12 protein-coding genes are annotated in these 20,065 nt (G+C 43.8%); 2 read left to right on the top strand and 10 right to left on the bottom strand.

What is annotated here, in order from left to right:
* Positions 1 to 200: 200 nt before the first annotated feature.
* Complete coding sequence (locus tag ABJH64_RS12770) at positions 201 to 1,076, top strand: carbon-nitrogen hydrolase (RefSeq protein WP_348277312.1); 876 nt, start codon at positions 201 to 203, stop codon at positions 1,074 to 1,076.
* A 6-nt stretch (positions 1,077 to 1,082) separates the two neighbouring features.
* Entirely contained in the window at positions 1,083 to 2,156 is a 1,074-nt protein-coding gene (locus tag ABJH64_RS12765) for an agmatine deiminase family protein (RefSeq protein WP_348277313.1), read from the top strand.
* 342 nt (positions 2,157 to 2,498) lie between these two features.
* On the opposite strand, the gene ABJH64_RS12760 is transcribed toward ABJH64_RS12765, so the two are convergent.
* The 10 genes from ABJH64_RS12760 to ABJH64_RS12715 form a co-directional block, all read right to left on the bottom strand.
* A complete protein-coding gene (locus ABJH64_RS12760; protein ID WP_348277314.1) occupies positions 2,499 to 3,740 on the bottom strand; it encodes a glutamate-5-semialdehyde dehydrogenase in 1,242 nt (413 codons plus the stop codon).
* Positions 3,733 to 4,815, bottom strand: a complete 1,083-nt coding sequence (gene proB / locus ABJH64_RS12755) for a glutamate 5-kinase (RefSeq protein ID WP_348277315.1) — start codon at positions 4,813 to 4,815, stop codon at positions 3,733 to 3,735. The genes ABJH64_RS12760 and proB overlap by 8 nt, the downstream gene beginning before the upstream one ends.
* A gap of 136 nt (positions 4,816 to 4,951) precedes the next feature.
* Complete coding sequence (locus ABJH64_RS12750; RefSeq protein WP_348277316.1) at positions 4,952 to 5,824, bottom strand: geranylgeranylglycerol-phosphate geranylgeranyltransferase; 873 nt, start codon at positions 5,822 to 5,824, stop codon at positions 4,952 to 4,954.
* 272 nt (positions 5,825 to 6,096) lie between these two features.
* Positions 6,097 to 7,050, bottom strand: coding sequence for a carbon-nitrogen hydrolase family protein (locus tag ABJH64_RS12745; protein ID WP_348277317.1), 954 nt, complete (start codon positions 7,048 to 7,050; stop codon positions 6,097 to 6,099).
* A 130-nt stretch (positions 7,051 to 7,180) separates the two neighbouring features.
* The gene (locus ABJH64_RS12740; RefSeq protein WP_348277318.1) at positions 7,181 to 8,767 is read right to left on the bottom strand and encodes a glucoamylase family protein; all 1,587 of its coding nucleotides are present in this window, start codon (positions 8,765 to 8,767) and stop codon (positions 7,181 to 7,183) included.
* 154 nt (positions 8,768 to 8,921) lie between these two features.
* Complete coding sequence (locus ABJH64_RS12735) at positions 8,922 to 10,406, bottom strand: RagB/SusD family nutrient uptake outer membrane protein (RefSeq protein ID WP_348277319.1); 1,485 nt, start codon at positions 10,404 to 10,406, stop codon at positions 8,922 to 8,924.
* A gap of 12 nt (positions 10,407 to 10,418) precedes the next feature.
* Positions 10,419 to 13,430 carry a TonB-dependent receptor gene (locus tag ABJH64_RS12730; protein ID WP_348277320.1) on the bottom strand — a complete coding sequence of 1,004 codons (3,012 nt, stop codon included), beginning with the start codon at positions 13,428 to 13,430 and terminating at the stop codon, positions 10,419 to 10,421.
* Positions 13,431 to 13,696: 266 nt separating this feature from the next.
* A complete protein-coding gene (locus ABJH64_RS12725) occupies positions 13,697 to 15,577 on the bottom strand; it encodes a 7TM diverse intracellular signaling domain-containing protein (protein WP_348277321.1) in 1,881 nt (626 codons plus the stop codon).
* Positions 15,578 to 15,684: 107 nt separating this feature from the next.
* Positions 15,685 to 16,467 carry a glycerophosphodiester phosphodiesterase family protein gene (locus ABJH64_RS12720; protein WP_348277322.1) on the bottom strand — a complete coding sequence of 261 codons (783 nt, stop codon included), beginning with the start codon at positions 16,465 to 16,467 and terminating at the stop codon, positions 15,685 to 15,687.
* Between the two features lie 753 nt (positions 16,468 to 17,220).
* Positions 17,221 to 19,884, bottom strand: coding sequence for a HEAT repeat domain-containing protein (locus tag ABJH64_RS12715; RefSeq protein ID WP_348277323.1), 2,664 nt, complete (start codon positions 19,882 to 19,884; stop codon positions 17,221 to 17,223).
* Positions 19,885 to 20,065: the final 181 nt, after the last annotated feature.

Raw genomic sequence — 20,065 nt, 5'->3', positions numbered from 1 at the left:
AGCAATAAAAATAAGCTTTTTATCGGAAAATAATTCAAATATGATTTCCCTTAGGAATAAGCACGGAATCTTTTTCACCTTCCTGCCGTTATTCTGATCCTTGTCTTTCAAAATTCCCACTTGCGAAATCGAACTTCGTCATTTGGCATTGGCATTAGGCAAAAGTATCTTTGTAAACCTTTCATTTAAACCGAACTATTTTGGCAAATAAATCTGTAAAAGTGGGCTTGGTCCAGTTGAGTTGTTCTGGAGACGTAGCCGAAAACATGACCAAAACCATCGCTGGCGTGCGTGAAGCAGCAGCTAAAGGCGCTCAGGTGGTAGTACTTCAGGAGCTTTTCCGATCGCTTTATTTTTGCGATGTGGAAGATTACGAAAACTTCAAGTTGGCGGAGGCCATTCCTGGTCCATCCACCGAAACACTTGGCGGTCTTGCCAAGGAACTTGGCGTGGTGATCGTTGCTTCACTTTTTGAAAAACGTGCAGAAGGCTTATACCACAATACCACGGCGGTATTGGATGCGGACGGAAGCTACTTAGGCAAATACAGAAAAATGCACATTCCTGATGATCCTGGCTATTATGAGAAGTTTTACTTCACGCCAGGCGACTTGGGGTATAAAGTTTTCCCAACCAAATATGGCAAAATCGGCGTACTGATCTGCTGGGATCAGTGGTATCCGGAAGCTGCTAGAATCACAGCACTCAAGGGTGCGGATTTCCTCGTGTACCCAACTGCCATCGGTTGGGCAGGCACGCAGGATGAAGCTACTAACGACGAGCAATACGGAGCTTGGCAGACGATTCAGCGTTCTCATGCGGTAGCGAATGGAATTCCAGTGGTTTCAGTAAACAGGACAGGAGTGGAAGGCCCGATGCAATTCTGGGGCGGAAGCTTTGTGTCCAATGCCTTTGGGCGCGTGACGTACAAAGCACCGCATTTGGAGGAAGAAGTTCATGTGGAGGAGCTTGATCTGACTGGTTCGGATCGTTACCGTACGCACTGGCCTTTCTTGAGAGATCGTAGAATCGATTCTTACCAACAAATTACTCAGCGCTACCTCGACGAAGAATAGTTTTCCATGAAAGATATATTTGAATTCGCTAAGACTGGCGAGAAAACTCCAGCAGAACTAGGTTATTACTTCCCCGCTGAATTTGCGCCGCAAGAATCCATGTGGCTGAGTTGGCCGCATAAGGAAGCCTCGTGGCCAGGCAAAATAGAGACGATTTATGCGCCATATTCTCTTTTTGTAAAGGAGGTTGCAAAAGGGCAAAAGGTTAATATCAACGTGGCCGACGAGGCTATGAAAACTTTTGCGCTAGCACATCTGGAAAAAGCAGGAGTAGATCTAAGCAAGGTTAAATTCCATTTTTTTCCTACCAACGATGCTTGGTGTCGTGATCATGGGCCGGCTTTTCTGATCAATCCAAAAGCCGATGTCAAAAAGGTACTTGTGAAATGGAATTACAATGCGTGGGGCGAAAAATATCCTCCTCATGATCTGGACAATCAGATTCCGATCAAAATCGCTGAAGAATTGGGGATTCCATGCTTCAAACCTGGGATGGTTATGGAAGGCGGTTCGGTAGAATTTAATGGAAAAGGGACACTGCTAACTTCAGAAGCTTGTCTGCTGAATGAAAACAGAAATCCTCATCTCAAACAAGCTGAGATCGAGAGATACTTGCAGGACTTTTACGGCGTGAATCATATTCTCTGGGTTGGCGATGGAATTGTAGGTGATGATACGGATGGACACATCGATGACATCACTCGCTTTGTCAACGAAGATACGGTCGTGACTGTAGTGGAAGAGAATGTAGCCGATGAAAATCATGAATTGCTTCAGGAGAATCTGAAGCGTTTGAATAAAATGAAACTAGAAAATGGAAAGCAGCTAAACGTAGTGGAGCTACCTATGCCTGGTCCAGTTTTCTTTGATGATCAGCGATTACCAGCCTCCTATGCGAATTTCTACATCGCCAATGAATCCGTGATTGTCCCGACTTTCCGAGATAAGAATGATCAGAAGGCCTTGGATATACTTGCAGATTGTTTTCCAACGCGAAGAATCGTAGGGATCGATAGCACAGATATCATCTGGGGCTTGGGTAGTTTTCACTGCCTGAGTCAGCAGGAGCCTTCCGTTTAAGAATAAGTCTCTTGTAAAGGCGAAAAGGCTTAACGTTAAATAACCTTCGAAGAAAGTCCAGAATGCTACTTGGATTGACTTCGAAGGTTTTTTTATTCTAAGCCTAATCTTTGTCTAGGGTAATCATAATGAAATTCCCTTATGCACGCTTTACCATTTTCAGCTCAGTAAAGAAAACCAAATAACCAAAGGGGGATCTTTTTGGCTAAAGATTAAGACTGGGCTTTTTCATAAAATTGTCTTGAAGTCAAGACAAATGCAGGTATAAATTGTCTTGAGCTCAAGATAATTTTTCAATCTTTCAATTTTGAATTAGGAAGCTTGAAAACTGCAAACTGATCTCTAACTTCTTACCTGTCCATCACCTCTCACGATCCACTTATAGCTGCAAAGTTCTTTCAGCGCCATTGGACCACGCGCATGGAGTTTTTGAGTACTGATGCCTATTTCTGCCCCTAACCCAAACTGCGCTCCATCGGTGAAAGCCGTAGAGGCATTCGCATAAACTGCCGCTGCATCTACTTCCAGCAAAAAACGATCGATGGTTTCCTGATTTTCTGCGACTATCGCTTCGGAATGTTTGGAGGAATATGCTGCGATATGATCCAGCGCTTCATCCAGATTAGCAACGGTTTTGATGGAGAGTTTTAGTCCAAGGAATTCTGTTCCAAAGTGTGATTCCTCAGCTTTTGAGATCAAATCATGGATATCCAGCGCAATAAATGCTTTTTCATCTGCGAAAACCTGAACCTCACTTTTCAGCAGAGGCTGGATAAGGTTAGATAAAGCCGGCAGGTGACGTTCATGGATGATCAGGCAATCCAGCGAATTACACACGCTAGGACGACGGGTTTTGGCATTGAAAATGATTTCCTTCGCTTTCTCCAAATCAGCAGATTCATCGACATAGGTATGCACGATTCCAGCTCCCGTTTCAATGACAGGCACTTTTGCATTTTCCCTGACGAAATTGATCAAGCCTTGAGATCCACGCGGGATGATCACATCCACAAGGCCCACGGCTTCCAAAAGTGCTTTGGTCGCAGCTCGATCTGCAGGTAAAAGTTGGAATGCTGATACTGGCAGCTCATTGACCTCCAAGACCTGATGAATCAAATTCATGATGGCACGATTGGAAAAATCAGCATCTGACCCACCTTTCAATACCAAGCCATTCCCGGATTTCAGGGCAAGTGTAAACACATCAAAGGTCACATTTGGTCTGGCTTCATAGATGATCCCAATCACTCCAAGGGGAACGGTAGTTTTCTCCAGAGAAAGGCCGTTTTCCAGCGTCCTGGATTCCAAGACATGATGCAGGGGACTTGGTAAAGCGCTCACCTGAATGATTTCCCCGGCGATATTTTGGATGCGTTCTTCAGTGAGCAACAGTCGATCGTACATGGGATTACCAGGCTCCATTCGATCTAGATCTTTTTGGTTTTCTTCCAGCAGGAAATCCATGTGTTCCACTGCGGAAATCGCCAGATTGTGTAAGACCTGATTGACTTTCGTATTGCTGAGACCGGTTAATTTTCTGGCTCCTTTTTTTACTTCTTCAAATAGATGTTGGTACTCAGTCATGATCGAAAATATAGAGGTAATCGTAATGGATTAATGCTTTTTGGTTTTTTTGACCAATGCGGTCAAGGGCGATTTTGGAAGAATACTCTGCGCGGCCGAGACCGATTTTGTGGCCTTTCTCATCGCGGATCAGAAGAATATCTCCTTTGGCAAACTCTCCTTCAAGCTTAATAATTCCAATTGGCAAGAGACTGCGAATCACCTCGGCAGTCAGCGAGCTTTTCGCACCTTCGTTGATCGTGACTTCACCCACGTAATAGTGCTCCCCGTGGGCGAGCCATTTCTTTGCGCCCGGCTTTACTTTTTGAGGCTCAAACCAGGTACATCTCAAGCTTTTATCGGCAAATTCTCCCAATACATTTTCCCGCTTGCCATTGGCTATTATCACCTGAATGCCCAAATCAGCTGATTTCTTTGCCATGGCATATTTGGTCAGCATTCCACCTCGTCCGAAAGATGATTTGGATGCAGAGATATAATTGGAAACTTCCGGCATCTTGGAAGCTACTTTTTCAATCAGATTAGACGCTGGGTCGGAAGGATTGCCGGTAAAAATCCCATCTACATTGGTCAGCAATACCATCGTGTCTGCATTGATCATCGCAGCGGTGAGACTTGCCAGTTCGTCGTTATCCGTGAACATAAGTTCCGTAATGGTCACCGTGTCATTCTCATTAATTATGGGCAAAATACCCTGAGAAAGTAACGCCTGCACACAGTTTTTCATGTTCAGAAAATGCTTTCTGTCACGGAAATCCTCCTTTGTCACTAAGATCTGAGCAACTGCCTGTCCGTGTTTTTCGAAGAAGTTTTGGTATTGATGGATTAGTCTGATTTGGCCAGTTGAAGCCCAGATCTGTTTTTTGAAAACTGGATTTAGTTTTTCAGGAAGGGGAATTGCCTGTCTTCCAAAAGCCACTGCGCCTGAACTTACCAGCACAACCTGCTTTCCTCTAGAACTGAGCTCATGGATCTGCGCTACCAGCTTTTCCATACGCTCCAAATCAGGAAGCCCATTTTCTTGCGTGAGCACATTCGACCCAATCTTGATTACAAGTAATTTGCTGCTTAGCATAATTATGAATTTTGCATGAAAATAGAGGAAATGGTATGGAATTGCTAAAAAAATGTCTTATCCCATAGGAAAATGAATGAGCTGCCACGATGTTCGCTTGTTAATCGAAAAACGGTTAGCGCATTTATGGGATTTCTCAGAGCATACTCATACTCAGCGTCCCGATCATCATCAAAATCTTGGCGATGGTACTCAGTTGGGTGAAATGATCTTTGCGGTCAGCTAGATAGATTCTATACATAAAGTATAAGAAGAAAATACCCATGCCACTGAAATAATAAAAAATCAAGGGGCGGTCTAGCTTGTAGGTGACTATCAGAATAGCACAGACAAATACCATTGCGATCAGAAAAATAAGGGATTTGGTTTTGCGAAAGCCTAGAACAATTGGCAGCGTGCGGCAGCCATGCTTTCTGTCGCCGGGCCGGTCTTCTATATCCTTGATTATTTCTCGAATCAGGTTGAGGAAGAAGGCAAAAATAGCATAGGTCAACACCAGCAATTCTGCTTTCTGATAATGAATGGCAAGGATATAAATCGAAAACCCCGTAAGAAAAGCAACGGTGAAATTCCCTACAAAAGGTTCTCTTTTCAGTTGATTGCTGTAGAACCAAAGCAGGAAAGCAGCGAAGAAATTGATCAAGGCAATTTTTGGACTGACTAGATAGCCCAGGCCAATCGCAGTAAAATTCAGAATGGTGTGTAGTAAAATCACGACTCTGCGTTTGATTCCTTTGCCTACCACTACATTTCCGGGGCGGTTGACATAGTCGATTTTGACATCGTAATAGTCATTGATCATGTATCCTGCCGCAGTGATCAGAAGGGTGGAAATTAGGATCAAATACAGTTTATAGTCCTGAACAACCGGGAGTCCTGAGTTGCTGGTACCGATTAAAAAGTATGCGGTCATTAGCTGCGCAAATCCCACCATCAGCAGATTGATAGGTCTGCTGATCCGAAAAAGTCCTCGTATGGAAATGGTTCTGTCCACAGTCATAGTGTTCATACGTCAAAAATAGATTCTATTCCCGTCACATCTATAGAAATATCTCGGTATGTGGTTTTTTACCACAGCGTACACGGAGGTTTCGCGGAGGGCGCAGTTTTCTATTTCGAGTTGAGTTAGTAAAGGTAGTGGAGACACGAATCGAGGCAGAAGGTATAACCATATCGAAATCAGGGTGCAAGTGAAAACTCAACTATGCTTAAAATGATAGATTGTATCTCATCTACTCCTTTGCGTAAACTTTGTGCCTCTTTGCAGTTAAAAAAAACAACTCATTCATACTTCACACTCGTCTGCCGCTCTCGATTGACATTCAATTGCAACACATCTGGCCGTGAATAATGCCCTACAGGATCAAAGTTCTGCCGCTCTTCCAATACGCGATTGAAATCCAAGGTCTCAATCAAAAGACCTTCCTTATTTGCCACTGGTTCCAAAATCCACTTGCCATCTGGCCCTGCAATGCAGGATCCTCCATCTGCCAAGACCTCAGGCGCATTTTCAAGAATTAGATCCAAATGTGGTGTGCCAGCTGGGAAATCACTTTTTCGCATCAAACTGGAAACAGAAATCACAAATGACCTGCTTTCCTGAGCGATCATGCGGGTGATATTTTCTGTGTTTCTGACAGCTCCCGGCCAAACTGCGATATGCAGATTTTCACCCAGACCATACAAGGCTGTTCTTGCCAATGGCATCCAGTTTTCCCAGCAATTCAGCCCTCCGACGGTAAACTCCTTTAGCGAATGAACTTGCAGGCCGTTTCCATCGCCGGGAGACCAAGTCAGTCGCTCTTCGTAGGTAGGTTGCAGTTTGCGGTGAACGGATTTAATCTCACCGTCAGCATCGATATATACCAGCGAGCAATAGATGCTGTGGCCACCTCGGTCAATTGGTCTTTCAATAATCCCTAAGTAAATAGCGATTTTGAGCTTTTTTGCTAATTCCTGAATTTCCAATAAATCTCCACTCTCGAACTGAACGGCATTCCTTAAGTAATGTGCGTGAATTTCCTTTTGCACTTTATCATCCCAAGCGGATCCATTGGTCATTGACAGCCAAAAAGGATAACCCGGAACGAGCCCTTCCCCGAAAACAACCAACTCACAACCTTGAGCTGCTGCGTCTGTGATGGACGTTTTCACTTTCTCGAGTGTGGCTGCTTTGTCTAGCCAAACGGGTGAAATTTGGGCCAGAGCGACTTTCAGAAGATTGGAGGATGTCATGATAGGGGATTTTGATCGGAAATTACAGGATTGTGATCTTCGATCAAAGTGAATTGAGCCTGTAAAAAGTAATCCCCCTAGCCAACTATGGAAAGGGGGATTAACTGGTCGTAAAAGTATATCAACTTTTCTAGTTAGAAATGTTTGGACCTTCAAAGCCCAGCTTTTTCAACCCTTTCTGAACTTCAGGTGCTCCCATAAATAATTTCCAGCCTAGTCCAGTTCTATAGTTTTCTATCATAGCGACCATCGGGCCCTGATCGATCGCAAGGTATCGCTCAGGATAATAATCATGCTCGGGACTCATTGCATCATAGAAACCATAATGACCAAACACTTTTTTTCCATAGTTATAATAGAGATTTTTGATCACTTTCAAGGACTCTTCCGGAGTGTAAGGAATAGATGAAATCGCAGCAGTTGGCGAAATTACTCCTGTGTCATTTCTAGGAAAATGAGCATTGTAGCCATTGATGGAGTAGGAAGCAGTCAGTCCCCAGAGATCCTCTCCATATCCGGCAAAACCATTTGGATTTTCTACTGCGTGAGCTCGGTTGATCAGTGTGTGATTGGTATTTAATTTCTCATAATCAGCGTATTGATCTTTCAGACCCATAGGATTCAGTCCCAAGTAAGAATAATGTGACCAGAAAAGGGGTCCGCCCTTTTCTTCGGCTCCATTATGCTTTAAAATCAATTCATAGCCAAAAGCTTCCTTATCAGATTTGATTCCTCCGCTTCTTGCCCATCCCTTGTGGTAGGCCGCTGGATCAATCGTGTGTGTAGGAGAGGAAGCTGCGAGTACATAGGTGATAAGACATTCGTTGTATCCTTCCAGAGGGAAGTTCATGTCCCAAGCATACTCCGGTGACCAGTGCCAATACAACACATCCTGCCCGTCTCGAGTGTACCAAGTCCAGTCCATTTCTTTCCAGAGTTGATCTATTCGGTCTGCAACCACTTTTTGTCTTTCATCTCCATCTTTGAAATATTCCCGAACGGCGATAAGGCTTTGCATCAGGAAGGCAGACTCTACCAGATCGCCTCCATTATCTTTTTGGCCAAAAGGCTGCACTTTTCCTGTTTGTCCATTTATCCAGTGCGGCCAAACTCCCTTGAATTTGTCTGCTTTTTCTAGAAAACGCACGATTTTTTCAAATCGTGCTACACCTTGTTCTTTGCTGATCCAGCCTCTTTCCATCCCTGCGATCAGACCGAAGAAGCCCATTCCAGAACCTCCCGTTGTTACGACGTGGGCATCGTTTTGCGGATATTCTCCATCGATGTGAATTCGCTCTGGAGCTAGACCAGAATTAGGTTCAGCTCCATCCCAGAAATAGCGGAAGGTATAGAACTCAACCATATCCAGCAGTTCTTCATCCGTCATTTTATGAGTTTTGGTGGCCGCTCTTCCAACGATAGTAGAATCCTCACCGGAATAAGCTCTGACCTCGTAGTTCAGATCCAGTTCCATCCCCAGATCATTCACGAAATCCAAGTAAATCGTGTCTTCCAGTACTGCACGTCTGGTATAGTGATCATCATCCATACTTACCCATACTCCATAGGAGTCTGCTTTTGGATCTTTATCCCAAGAGAGTTCCACATGAATATCATATGGTGTCGCCTTGATGGTATTAGTTGTTTCATCTGCTTGTTGGCAAGCAAAAGAAAATACAGCTAAGGTGAGAATGGGGAGGGGTAAAGAGGTTTTCATGTGTTACTTGATTTTATTGGTCATGTGGAATCTCACATCGCGGATGATCATTCCTTGGTGAAAGGACTGATTGATGTTCGATTTCATAGCTTAAAAATTAGGAGAAATATTAAAGAAGACTCCCGCCACAGCAAGTAAGCGGGAGTCTAGGGGTTTAGTACCCCGGATTCTGGATGATTGAACCTCCGCTAATGTCTATTTCTGACTGAGGTATTGGATAAACTTCATGCTTGCCAGGAGTCCAGGTGATTCCTAGTGCTGCGAACACTTCCTGTGCTCTTCCTTGTCTCACCAAATCAAAATATCTGTGTTGCTCCATGGCTAATTCCACTCTTCTCTCATGATAGATGGCTTCTCTTAGTTCGGACTGCTCAGTCATAGTCAAGTCTGGTAAAATATTCTCATTGCCTTGACGGGCTCTTTCTCTCACCAGGTTGACATATTGCAACGCTTGGCTAGAATTCCCGATTTCGTTAGCCGCCTCTGCTGCGATCAAAAGCAAATCAGCATATCTGAATAAGCGGATATTTGCACCACTATTACCAAAGCCAGACGGTGGTCTTTCCGGCAACCAAGCTTTTCTACTAAAACGGGCATTAGCACCCATATTTGGATCTGGCATCACAATCTCGCCTGAAGGCAAAGTATCACCTTCGTTAATTATGGTCGCTGCCAGTCTTGGATCATTCTCTTCATAAGCAGCCATCAGATCATCCGATGGGCCGTTGAATCCCCAGCCATTATTTGGATTGCCACGGATTCCCTGCACCTCGTTAAACTGAGATCCGCCACCACCAGCTTCGAGCGCAACGGTGGACACTTCGAAAATACTTTCTGAAGAATGCTCACCTTCTCTACGGAAAATGCCTTCGTAATCGGGATAAAGCTCATATTCACCACTGGCGATCACTTCCTGAGCCCTATCATAGGCTTCCTGAAATTCATTTTGAAAAAGGTGTACTTTAGCCAAAAATGACTTTGCAGCTCCAGCTGTAGCTCTACCTAGTTCAGAAGCCGGATATTCAGACTTCTCTGGCAGATTTGCTGCAGCAAATTCTAAATCTTCCTCTATGAATGCATAAATCGTTTCTTTCGATACACGCGCTTGTTGATACTCATCAGGATTCAACGGGGTTTCGATCAAAGGCAAATCTCCATAAGTTCTCACTAAAAAGAAGTAGAAATAGGCTCTTAGAAATCTTGCCTCGCCGATCAATCTGGTTTTTAGTTCCTCATCCATATCGATTTCAGGGACATTGGCGATCACCTGATTAGCGCGGAAAATTCCTTGAAAATAACCTGACCATATTCCGTTTACGGCAGAATTATTTGCGTCAAAGGTGAAGTCATTGATGTCTTGCAGGAATCCTGCATCGCCGGGCACGGAACCTTTGTCTGCATCATCTGAAGCAATGTCTGTGACACCTATATAGGAAAATACATGCACATTGAAACTTCTTAGATGCGCGTAAATCGCATTTACCGCTTGAGTTGCCTGAGTTGCATCTTTGAAGAAATTCTCAGAAGTGAGTTGACCTAATGGTGCTTTCTCCAAGTAATCTTCGCAGGATACTATCCCAACACTCATCAGAATGCCGAGGCCTAGGACTGCTATTTTATGGTTTATCTTATTTTTCATTTTTTTTTGGGTTTAGAAGCTGGCTGAGACGCCTACGTTAAACGTTCTTGCTACTGGGTATAGACCGCTGTCATATCCAGTTCCTAGTACATTTCCACCGCCGATTTCAGGCGTGTATCCTGAGTATTTTGTCCATGTCAAGACATTTGTTCCGGATAGGTAAACTCGGAAGTTTTGGAGCTTTACCTTACTTAAAACAACCTCAGAGAAGTTGTAGCCAACTTGGATGTTTCTCAATCTCAAGAAAGAACCGTCTTCTACAAATCTATCAGAGACTTCGTAGTTGTGTCCGCCATTCGTAACTCTAGGTTCAGAATTACTTGTGCCTTCACCGGTCCATCTGTCTAAGTAGCTTGTTTCAAAATTGTAGGTGTTGAAGCGGGTTTGCTTCTTCGCATTGTAGATTTCGTTTCCGAGTGTACCGTTGAAATCTGCACGTAGGTCAAAGCCTTTGTAGTCAAAGCCGAAATTGAAACCATAAACCAGATCAGGAATAGGACTTCCAAGAATTACACGGTCATTGTTGTTCACAACACCGTCTCCATTGGTATCTTCATAGATTAAGTCACCAGCTACTTCTGGTCCTCGCTTTGGAATGGAAGAAAGGTCAGCTTCGTTTTGGAACACACCTGCAGTCTTGTAGCCATAGTAATGTCCGATTGATTCACCTACGATCGTTCTGGATCCGAGGTAGCCTGAGATTCCTACAGCTCCTCCGAAAATAGCCTCATTTCCATCTCCCAAATCCAATACTTCGTTATTTACAGTGGAAGCAACGATTCCAAAATTGTAGGAAAAGTCACCTTTTTGATCTCTCCAATTTAACGTAAGGTCAACCCCTGAATTCTTCACGTTTGCTGCATTGACAACAGGATTGTTGGATGCACCCACATAAGATGGAATCGGAACTGCTACCAGGATGTCGTTGGTGGTCCTGGTATAATAGTCCAACTCACCTGTCAGTTTCTCATTAAAAAAGCCAAACTCGAAACCAATATTTGAGGTAACTGTTTCTTCCCATTGAATAAATGGATTAGAAAGTCTGGTTATTGTCGCACCGTAAACCAACTCTTCATTTTCACCGAATACGGCGTTTTGATTTCCATTTACTACAGGACGGCCTTCATATACATAGATCTTGTCATTACCGATTTTTCCCCAGCTACCGCGAATTTTCAGATTGGAAAGAAAATTTTGGTTTTGAAGAAATCCTTCTTCGATGATGTTATATCCAAGTGCAATGGATGGGAAATTTCCATATCTTCTCTCTTCCCCAAATCGGCTAGATCCATCTCTTCTAAATGTACCTGTAAAGAGAAACTTGTTTTTGAACGTATAATTTGCTCTGAAAAGGTAGGAAAGCATAGCCCAGGACTCTCCTGTATTTGAATTCGTCTGGGAAGTCAGTTCACCGGCATTCAAATACCAAAGTGAGGGATCTTCACCTGGAAGATTTCTTCTTCCTCCACCTAGGGATTCTGTATAGAAATCTTGGGTGGTAATACCGCCTAGCAAGTTAAGCCGATGGTCTTCCCACTCTTTACTGTAGTTCAGCGTATTCTCCCAGAGAATATTTGTATTTCTCATATTGGAAACATTTACAGAATTCTCTGGATTCTGCTGGGTAGGGGAGACAAAGTAAACAGGAGTAAAGCTCTTAGAGTCCTGAAATACCAGGTCCAGACCTACATTACTTCGGAAGGTGAAGTTCTTAAGGAATTTCACATCCATGAAGAAGTTACCCACTCCACGGTAATTGTTGGTTCGGTTATTTGAGTTGTACTCAAACTGTGCAGCGGGATTTCCTACTGGAGCTGTGTTGGTGTAGCTTCCATCAGGCTGAGTAGGCTCGAAAATCGGATATGCACGATATGCATTTCCAATTACCCCAGGCTCATTTTGCTGATTGTTATAGATAAAAGAAAGGTTGTGACCAAAAGTCACTACTTCGCTCATTTTGTACTGGTTGTTCAATCGGATTGTCAAACGTTCGAATTCTGATTCTTTGACCACACCTTGTTGATTGAAGTAATTCGCACTTAGGTTGAAGTTTGTTTTCGCTGAGCCTCCATTTGCGCCAATGCTAATGTTATTGATTGGAGCATTTCTGAAGATGTAATCTTGCCAATCTGTTCCTTCCTGGTAATCATTTACATTATAAATTGGCTGATTCCCTACATTTTGCTCCAGCTCATTTGCCAGCTGCGCAAATTCCCGGGCGTTTACTAGGCTGATTTTATTAGCTACTTGCTGCACACCTGTGTAAGCATCCACCGTGACTCGCGTATCTGTGTCAAACGAACCTTGTTTGGTAGTGACGATGATTACCCCATTTGCACCTCTCGATCCGTAAATAGCCGTGGCAGAGGCATCTTTCAATACCTCCATGGATTCCACATCATTTGGGTTCAGGAAATTGATATCATCAAGCAACATCCCATCGACTACATACAGAGGATTTGAATTGTTCAATGTACCGACACCACGAATCCTAACTGTAGAACCCGCTCCTGGAGCACCGGAATTTTGGGTAATCTGAACACCACTGACGCGTCCTTGGAGAGATTGGGTCACATCGGAAACAGGCAGTCGACTGATATCTTCAGATTTGACACTGGATATAGCACCTGTCAAATCGCTTTTGCGCTGAATACCATATCCGACGACTACAAACTCATCAAGATCAGCTAGATCTTCTACAAGTGTCACGTTAATGGTAGTTCGTCCATTTATTGGCTCCTCTACCGTTTGAAATCCCACGAAGGTGAATACCAAATCTGCGGCTTCTGGGACCTCTAAGGAATACTTCCCATCAAGGTCAGTGACAGTTCCGTTGGTGGTTCCTTTGATGACCACATTCACTCCTGGAAGAGGAAATCCAGTGTCATCGACAACAGTGCCGCTGACGGGAACATTTTGTCCAAACGAATTATGGACAGTAAAGAATGAGAATAGGAGAAGGGCTAAAATTAAATACTTGTTCAGTTGCCAAGTATTCCCCCGCTCAGGTAGCAATTTTTCCATTTGGCGTATTGGGTTTGGTTTAGTTTAGTTAATAACTAGAGACACTTACTTGCTCCAGTGGTAAATGAAACTACCAGCACAGGAAGATTTTAAAAAAAATAACTTCGAAATCGATTGAAAAAATGTTAGGAAACTAACGATTTATTGATGTCTATTCCTGCTTTGTTTTCATTGGAAAAACGTCTATTTAATTAATTTAGGGGGTTATTAGAAAATCGTTCACGCTTTATTATCAGGATTTGACTAGCAATGATTATTGCTTGAAATCAGTTGAGTTCATGCGATCTCTCCAGTACGATGTCCTCCCATTCAGGCTGATGAATCCCCTTCATTTCAAGTTGCAATTTGACCTTTACCCTGAAGCTACTTATCGCGTTTACTCTGAGATCCAGCAACTGGGAAAGCTCTTCCAGCGTGAGTTTGCTGTGCTCGGAAATGACGGTGTAGGACAGGTAAAATGCTTTTTCTATCGGGAGACGGATACCGTGGAAAATCGTCCCGGCAGTAGCTGATTCTATATGACCGCAGCGTGAACATCGACGGTGAAAAACCTTTGAGCTCTTCGAGAATTTAGTATGCTCACAAGCTTTGCATGAGAATCCATTGTCCCATTTGACTTGCTCCAAGTAGCGAAGGCAAGCGGTAGAATCTGGGAATATCTTTTTGAAATCTTCATAGCTCATCCGTTTATTGGTGATTCTCGCCTGTAGGTTCTCCTTGATCTGAGACTTAAGTTTCCAAATGTCTTTATCCAAAATGGAGTTAATACGCTTAATCTCTTCGTCCTTTTGTAAGATCTGCTGATTGTATTCTAGGAGGAGTTGGTTCTTTTTAGCCAGTTCCTGAGTCCTTTCATTGACTCTTTGCTCCAATTCTCTATTGACCTTTTCTTTCAGCTGGGCATTTGTCTCTGCTTGACGAAGAGAGCGAAGCAATGCCCGATCACGATTGTCTTTCAGGATTTTCACCCGATCACCAAGTGCCAAAGTTAGCAGCAACATCTCCATCAGAAAGGCAATGTGCAAACTGTAGTAAATTACTGTGCTGTGTGGAATAATGGCTGTGTGGACCATTGCTTTCAGTGCTACTCCCAAAAAAAGAATTGCGTAAGCAATTACAAATAATCGTGCTACGCTATAGCCTTTTACCAAGACATAAACGCTGGAAAAAAGTATGAGAAAGAAGGGAATGATATCGTAAATCTGAATTTCCAACAGCGCTGGAAAAAAAGCAATTCCACCTGCAAATAGAATTGTTTTAACTAGGAGGATTACCTGAAAGCAGCGATGCATGCTGGGGAATCTCTTCTTCAAATTGAGGAAGTGAGTGGAGAAAAGCAGCGCAAATACGATAATCAAAAAGCTAGAGAGGCCCGATATAGGCTGGTTCCATTCGGGATGATTGGGCCAAAAATACTGGAATGCGATCCCATCTACACAAGCTGCAAAAATACCTACGCTTAGTAAGTAGAATACATAATACAGGTATTTCACCTCTTTAATAGCCAGATAAATCAATCCATTGTAAAGTGAAATAATCAGAATCATTCCATAGAAAATGCCGTAAAGGAAGTACTCATTTAGTGCATAATAGATGAAGCGATTGTATGATCTGAAGGCAATTCGGATATCAGCCTTTTGCGAAGATTTGATTTTGAAATAATAGGTGGCTATTCCTGGAGTTTCATTTTCTACAGGGATGTGAAAGTTTTTATGTGCAAAGATTCTGTCTCCAAAAGGTGCTTTATCACCGAGTTTTAATTCCTTATATCCGCTTTCTGAGGGTATATAGGCTATTATTTGATCAATCGTCTGGTCATAAAATTCCATCAGCCACTGCTTCTTACTTTGCGGAGTTTTCTGAATTGCTACTTTGACCCAATAGGTACTTTCGGTTGAAAAGTTATTTTTGTTGAAGTCAGGATTGATCTTGAGTTTGCCGTTAATTGGATTGGAAAGTATATCGCTAAGCTCCAGCTCGTTGCTTTGGTCTTCATAGAAAGTAAGGCGGTCTATCGCATAAATTCTTTCGTCAAGCTGATCGTTGATTTGAAAAGTGTACGGGGATGATTGGGCAAGTGCATAGGAAGACAACAAACTGCTCACTGCACTCAGGAGTACAAATACATTTCGATAAAACTTGTCCATAAAACATTGGGTATATTCCTGTAGAAGGAACAAAAACAAGACCTTATGCTTTTGGTATGTGAAATCGAAGGTTTATTTGAAAATAGTCAGCAGTAAAAGCGCTTTGATTACCTCCTTTCTTGGATCAGTTTAAATAATAACTCCGGCTCATCCGTGGTGATGAAATCTGGATTTTGATCTAGCAACCAAATCAAATCTTCCGCACTATTCACTGTCCAGGCATTTACTGTCAGGCCTAATTTCTGCGCTTCTTTGATCCACTGCGGGTTTTTCTTGAGCAAATTGATATTGTAGTCGAAGCCGAAGAATCCAGCCTCCTTCAATTCAGCGGGTGTTTTGTCTCCTGTGAGGTAAGCCACATTTGCTTCAGGATCTGTGGCGATAGCCTTTAGTCCGCCTTCGTAGCTGAAGGTGATGTAGTCCACCCATTTCTCAGCTTTCATTTTCTTGACGGTTTGCACCGACTTTTCAGCAACCTCTTCACTTCGAGCCACAGAGATTTTAGAGGGTTTGATCTCAAAAATCAGCTTGGTTCCCTTCTGCTTTTTGCCAGCTTTCAGGTATTCTTCCACCGTTGCCAGCTTCTCCCCATTTGCATGCTTTTTGGTCAAAAGATCGGTATATGTCGATGTCTCGATCTCTATACCTTCGAAATCTGCATCGTGATTCACTACCAAAACTCCATCTGAAGTCATCCAGACATCAAACTCCGAACCTTCACAGCCTAATCTCACTGCTTCTTTGAGCGAAGCCAGCGAATTTTGAGGCAAATCTTGCGCTTTCCATGCCCCCCGGTGAGCGATGACTTTGTTCTTATGAAAGGATTTCTGCGCAACGGAAGCAGTACTGACTACCAAAAAAACAAGGAGAGTGAATAGAATGGTTTTCATGAGGGAGGAGTTTACGAATGTCAACTAGCTTTCCAAAAATAGAGAATTGAGGGCTAGGTACCGTCCCAGTTATCAGAATTCATGAAAACATAATCAACGAGCTGCGTGTACGGCGGGTAATTGCTCGCGGCGGCGCGGCGGCGCAACGGATAGGGCGTGTTTTTACTTGACAATTGAGTTTGAAAATTGATCCTTGAGAATTTATTCTCCCGCCACGGCGCAAAGGCGCATAGAACTATTCAAAGGCTTCTATAGAATGACTTGCTTCGACTAATTCAGCGATTTTAGTGACCCCGCTAAGCGTTGCTTATATCTACGCTTTTATATTTTTAGGGATATGTAATTCATTTCAAAAAAGTTCAACCCACTGATCATTGATCATTTTTTAGCTCAGTCCAGCTTCTGGAGAAGCAGGACAACCCCCATATCAGGGGTTTCACCCTCGGTTACGCCACGGCGCACAGGTATTGGAAGGTTTGATCTCCCTAAAAAAAATCGGGACAAGCACTTTGTGGTCATCTCTTTGAATCAATATTGAACGTATGACCTCGTATGGGGTCAAACCTCTCAATAGCCATGGGTGCAACCCATGGTGAACTTTTACATTCTTCCAAGCGACCGCGAAGTGGTCGAACTTAATTTTAATCTAATAGGCTAGGCTAGTAGCATTCTCATGCACCATTGTTTCTGTCATCACAGACCACGAACCTCAAAAACCGTGGTCTGTATCATCACAGACCACGAAGTGAATACCTATTTCTGCTGCTGCAAATAAGTAACCAGAGAAGCCAGTTCTTCATAAGAAAGGGAATTGACCAATCCTGCTGGCATCATGGAGGTCTCCATGACCTTGCGCGAGGAAATCTTGCTCTTGTCTAGCTTGCTGGCTTTTCCAGTGATGTCGGTCAATACTACTTCGTTTGCAGTTTCTGCAGTCACAAAACCCATGTAGCTCTTGTCGTCATTGGTATTGATGAGCACAGAGGCGAACCCTTGTGAGATGGAAGCGTTTGGCTTCAGGATAGATTCGGTGATCTGAGAGCGGTTCATGATCGAGCCGATCTGCCCCATGAATGGGCCTTTCAGCGGTTGGCCTTTCTCTATGCTATGACAAGCTATGCAACCTTGGCTGGTGAAAAGAGCTTTTCCTTTGATCGGATCTCCTTTGAGATCTTGTACTGCGATCATCACATCTTCGATAGAAGTAGCACCAACTTGGCCTTTCTTATTCTTGATTTTTTCCAGGTCAACCTCAGTTTCTTGAATCACCAAGTTGGATTGCTCTTCACCAAACTCTGCTATATCCATTCTGTTTCGCTCGTTGAGAGCGGTGAAATACTGTCTTTTCGTTGGATCATCCTGTGCATTTCGCTCAGCAATCAGGAAGTCTTTGATCTGATCAGAGGACTCCCAAGTGATACCTTTGTAATACGGGCCATGGGTGTCTGGGCGAGTTCCCCACCACCATGAACCGTCATAAGGTGCTTCTTTCTTGTACAATCTGGAAAGTGTGCCCAGGATCTCTGCCTTCAACTCCATGTCATCTGTGTCACCATAGGCTTTGATCAATCCATCGACTGCTTTAGGATCATGCATGTAGCGCAAGGTCCAAAGTGCGATGGTGGAGTTTTCGGTGCCTATTGCTTTAACAGCTGCATCGATAGCATTGAGTTTGACTAGTGACTTCACCGCTACGTGAGGAAGGATAATCGCAGAATTTGGGGTAGCATGTGGGCCTTCTGTTCCTGCCTCTGGTTGTTTGAATGTAGTTGGTACGTTGACTTTCAAAAGCTCCTCCGCAGCTTCTGGATTGCCAATTCTACCCAAAGCCACAATTGCTGCGGATTTTACGCGGTCATTAGGATCAGAGACACCGTCGATGAATGGAGCAAGGGGAACTCCCTGAAGACAGGTTTTACGATCTGCTAAAGCTCGCAAGGCAAATTCTCTTACTTTTTCCTCCTCAGCTAATTTCACCAATTCGCTAGTTCCACTTTCGCAGGTCGCTTGAGCGTAGGTGTATATTCCCGCTACTCTAACTTGTAGGGATAATGACTTATCAGTCGCTACGGAAAGTGCAGCTGCAGCCGCTTCGCCAGGAAATCGAGCGAGTAACTCCTGCTGTGCATGAAAACGGGAAGTGGAATTATTTGCTTTTAGCAAAGCTGTTAATTCCTCAATTGTTGCTGTCTTCAGATCAGGGAATGCTTCGTAAGTCCAGTCTGCAGGTACCACTCGGACTACGTAGCCTTTTTCCTCAGAACCAAAATATCCCGCACCATCCCAAGCCGCCAGGTACATACGTCCTGAGCCATCTACGTCCAAATCTGAAATCTGCGGAAGCTTGATGAACTCTTCGTCCTGCTGAGTAAATCCAGGGCCATCCATGGTCACGCGGTGAATGTACAGTTGACTTCTACCCCAATCGGCCATCATCGGCACGTGGTTGTACTTGGCCGGCCAGCGATCATCGTCCATGAAGTAGCTTCCAGTTCCCGATCCTCCGCCTAAGTCGGCAAGGGCTGGGATAGTTTCTTCGGTGAAATTCTTGAAAAAGTTAGGGTAGCCGTACTCGCCAGACTGCGTGTAGTGAATAAAACGGATGTTCCAACCGCTGCCATCATTGGTGTTGCCGCGAGTGTAAATATTCATAAAGGGATCTATCGCCACATCGTAGATATTTCTGGTTCCGTGGATGTATTCTTCCATCTCAGTGCCGTCAGGGCGAACTCGGACTATCCCGCCTCCCAGCATGGTCAGTTGGGTGCCATCTCTATCCGTAGCATTGTGGAAACCAAAATCTCCCACCGCGATATAAATCCAACCATCGATGCCCATTCGGATGCCGTTGGTGGAGTGATCTGTACCACGAGAACGGATGGAAGCCGGGGAGGAGATTCCTTCGATCAGCATTTTGGGTGCACCATCTGCTACACCATCATCGTCTTTGTCTTCGAAAACGACTAAGTTCATTCCTTCGGCTACTCCTGTTTCTTCAGAAAATTGCGTGTGGAGGACAAAAACCTGATCTCTCACTGCGATAATTCCTCGTGGATTATCGACTTTGACAAATTCCGTATGAGAATCAAGTTCACCGTCGTTGTTGCTATCCACTAATCTGACGATGGCTCCTTTACCGGGCTCTTTTCCCAAAGAACCCATCATATCCACACCTACGAATACTTTTCCGTCAGGAGAAACTGCCAGCGCAGCGGGCGAGGGAACGATATCTGGCCCTGCAAAATTGGTCATGAGCAGCTCGGTGCTATCAGCGCCGTGTTTGGCTGTATCAAGGGCGTATTGAGGATAGTAAGCGGTGAGCTCTTCTAAGTCGGCCTTTCTGGTATCGGGACTGGTACATCCGATTGCTACCAAAGAACCAATCAGGATTGCTAGTGGAAATGAAATTTTAGACATGCTAAAAATAAAATTGGAGGTTTATTATTTCGAGAGGTGCATGTAGCACATCCAAATATATCAGGATCAAAGAAAAATGGGAACCTATAATCAATAGAGGCTCAGATCCTGTGAATACTGGCGTATAAGTAAGGCTTAACGGTTACAGAGCGGACCTACCCTGCGGATGAGTAATGGTATG

The organism is Algoriphagus sp. (assembly GCF_039969895.1).
Taxonomy (GTDB): domain Bacteria; phylum Bacteroidota; class Bacteroidia; order Cytophagales; family Cyclobacteriaceae; genus Algoriphagus.
The sequence above is the reverse complement of the archived record's forward strand: the minus strand, read 5'-3'. Positions and strand labels throughout refer to the sequence as shown.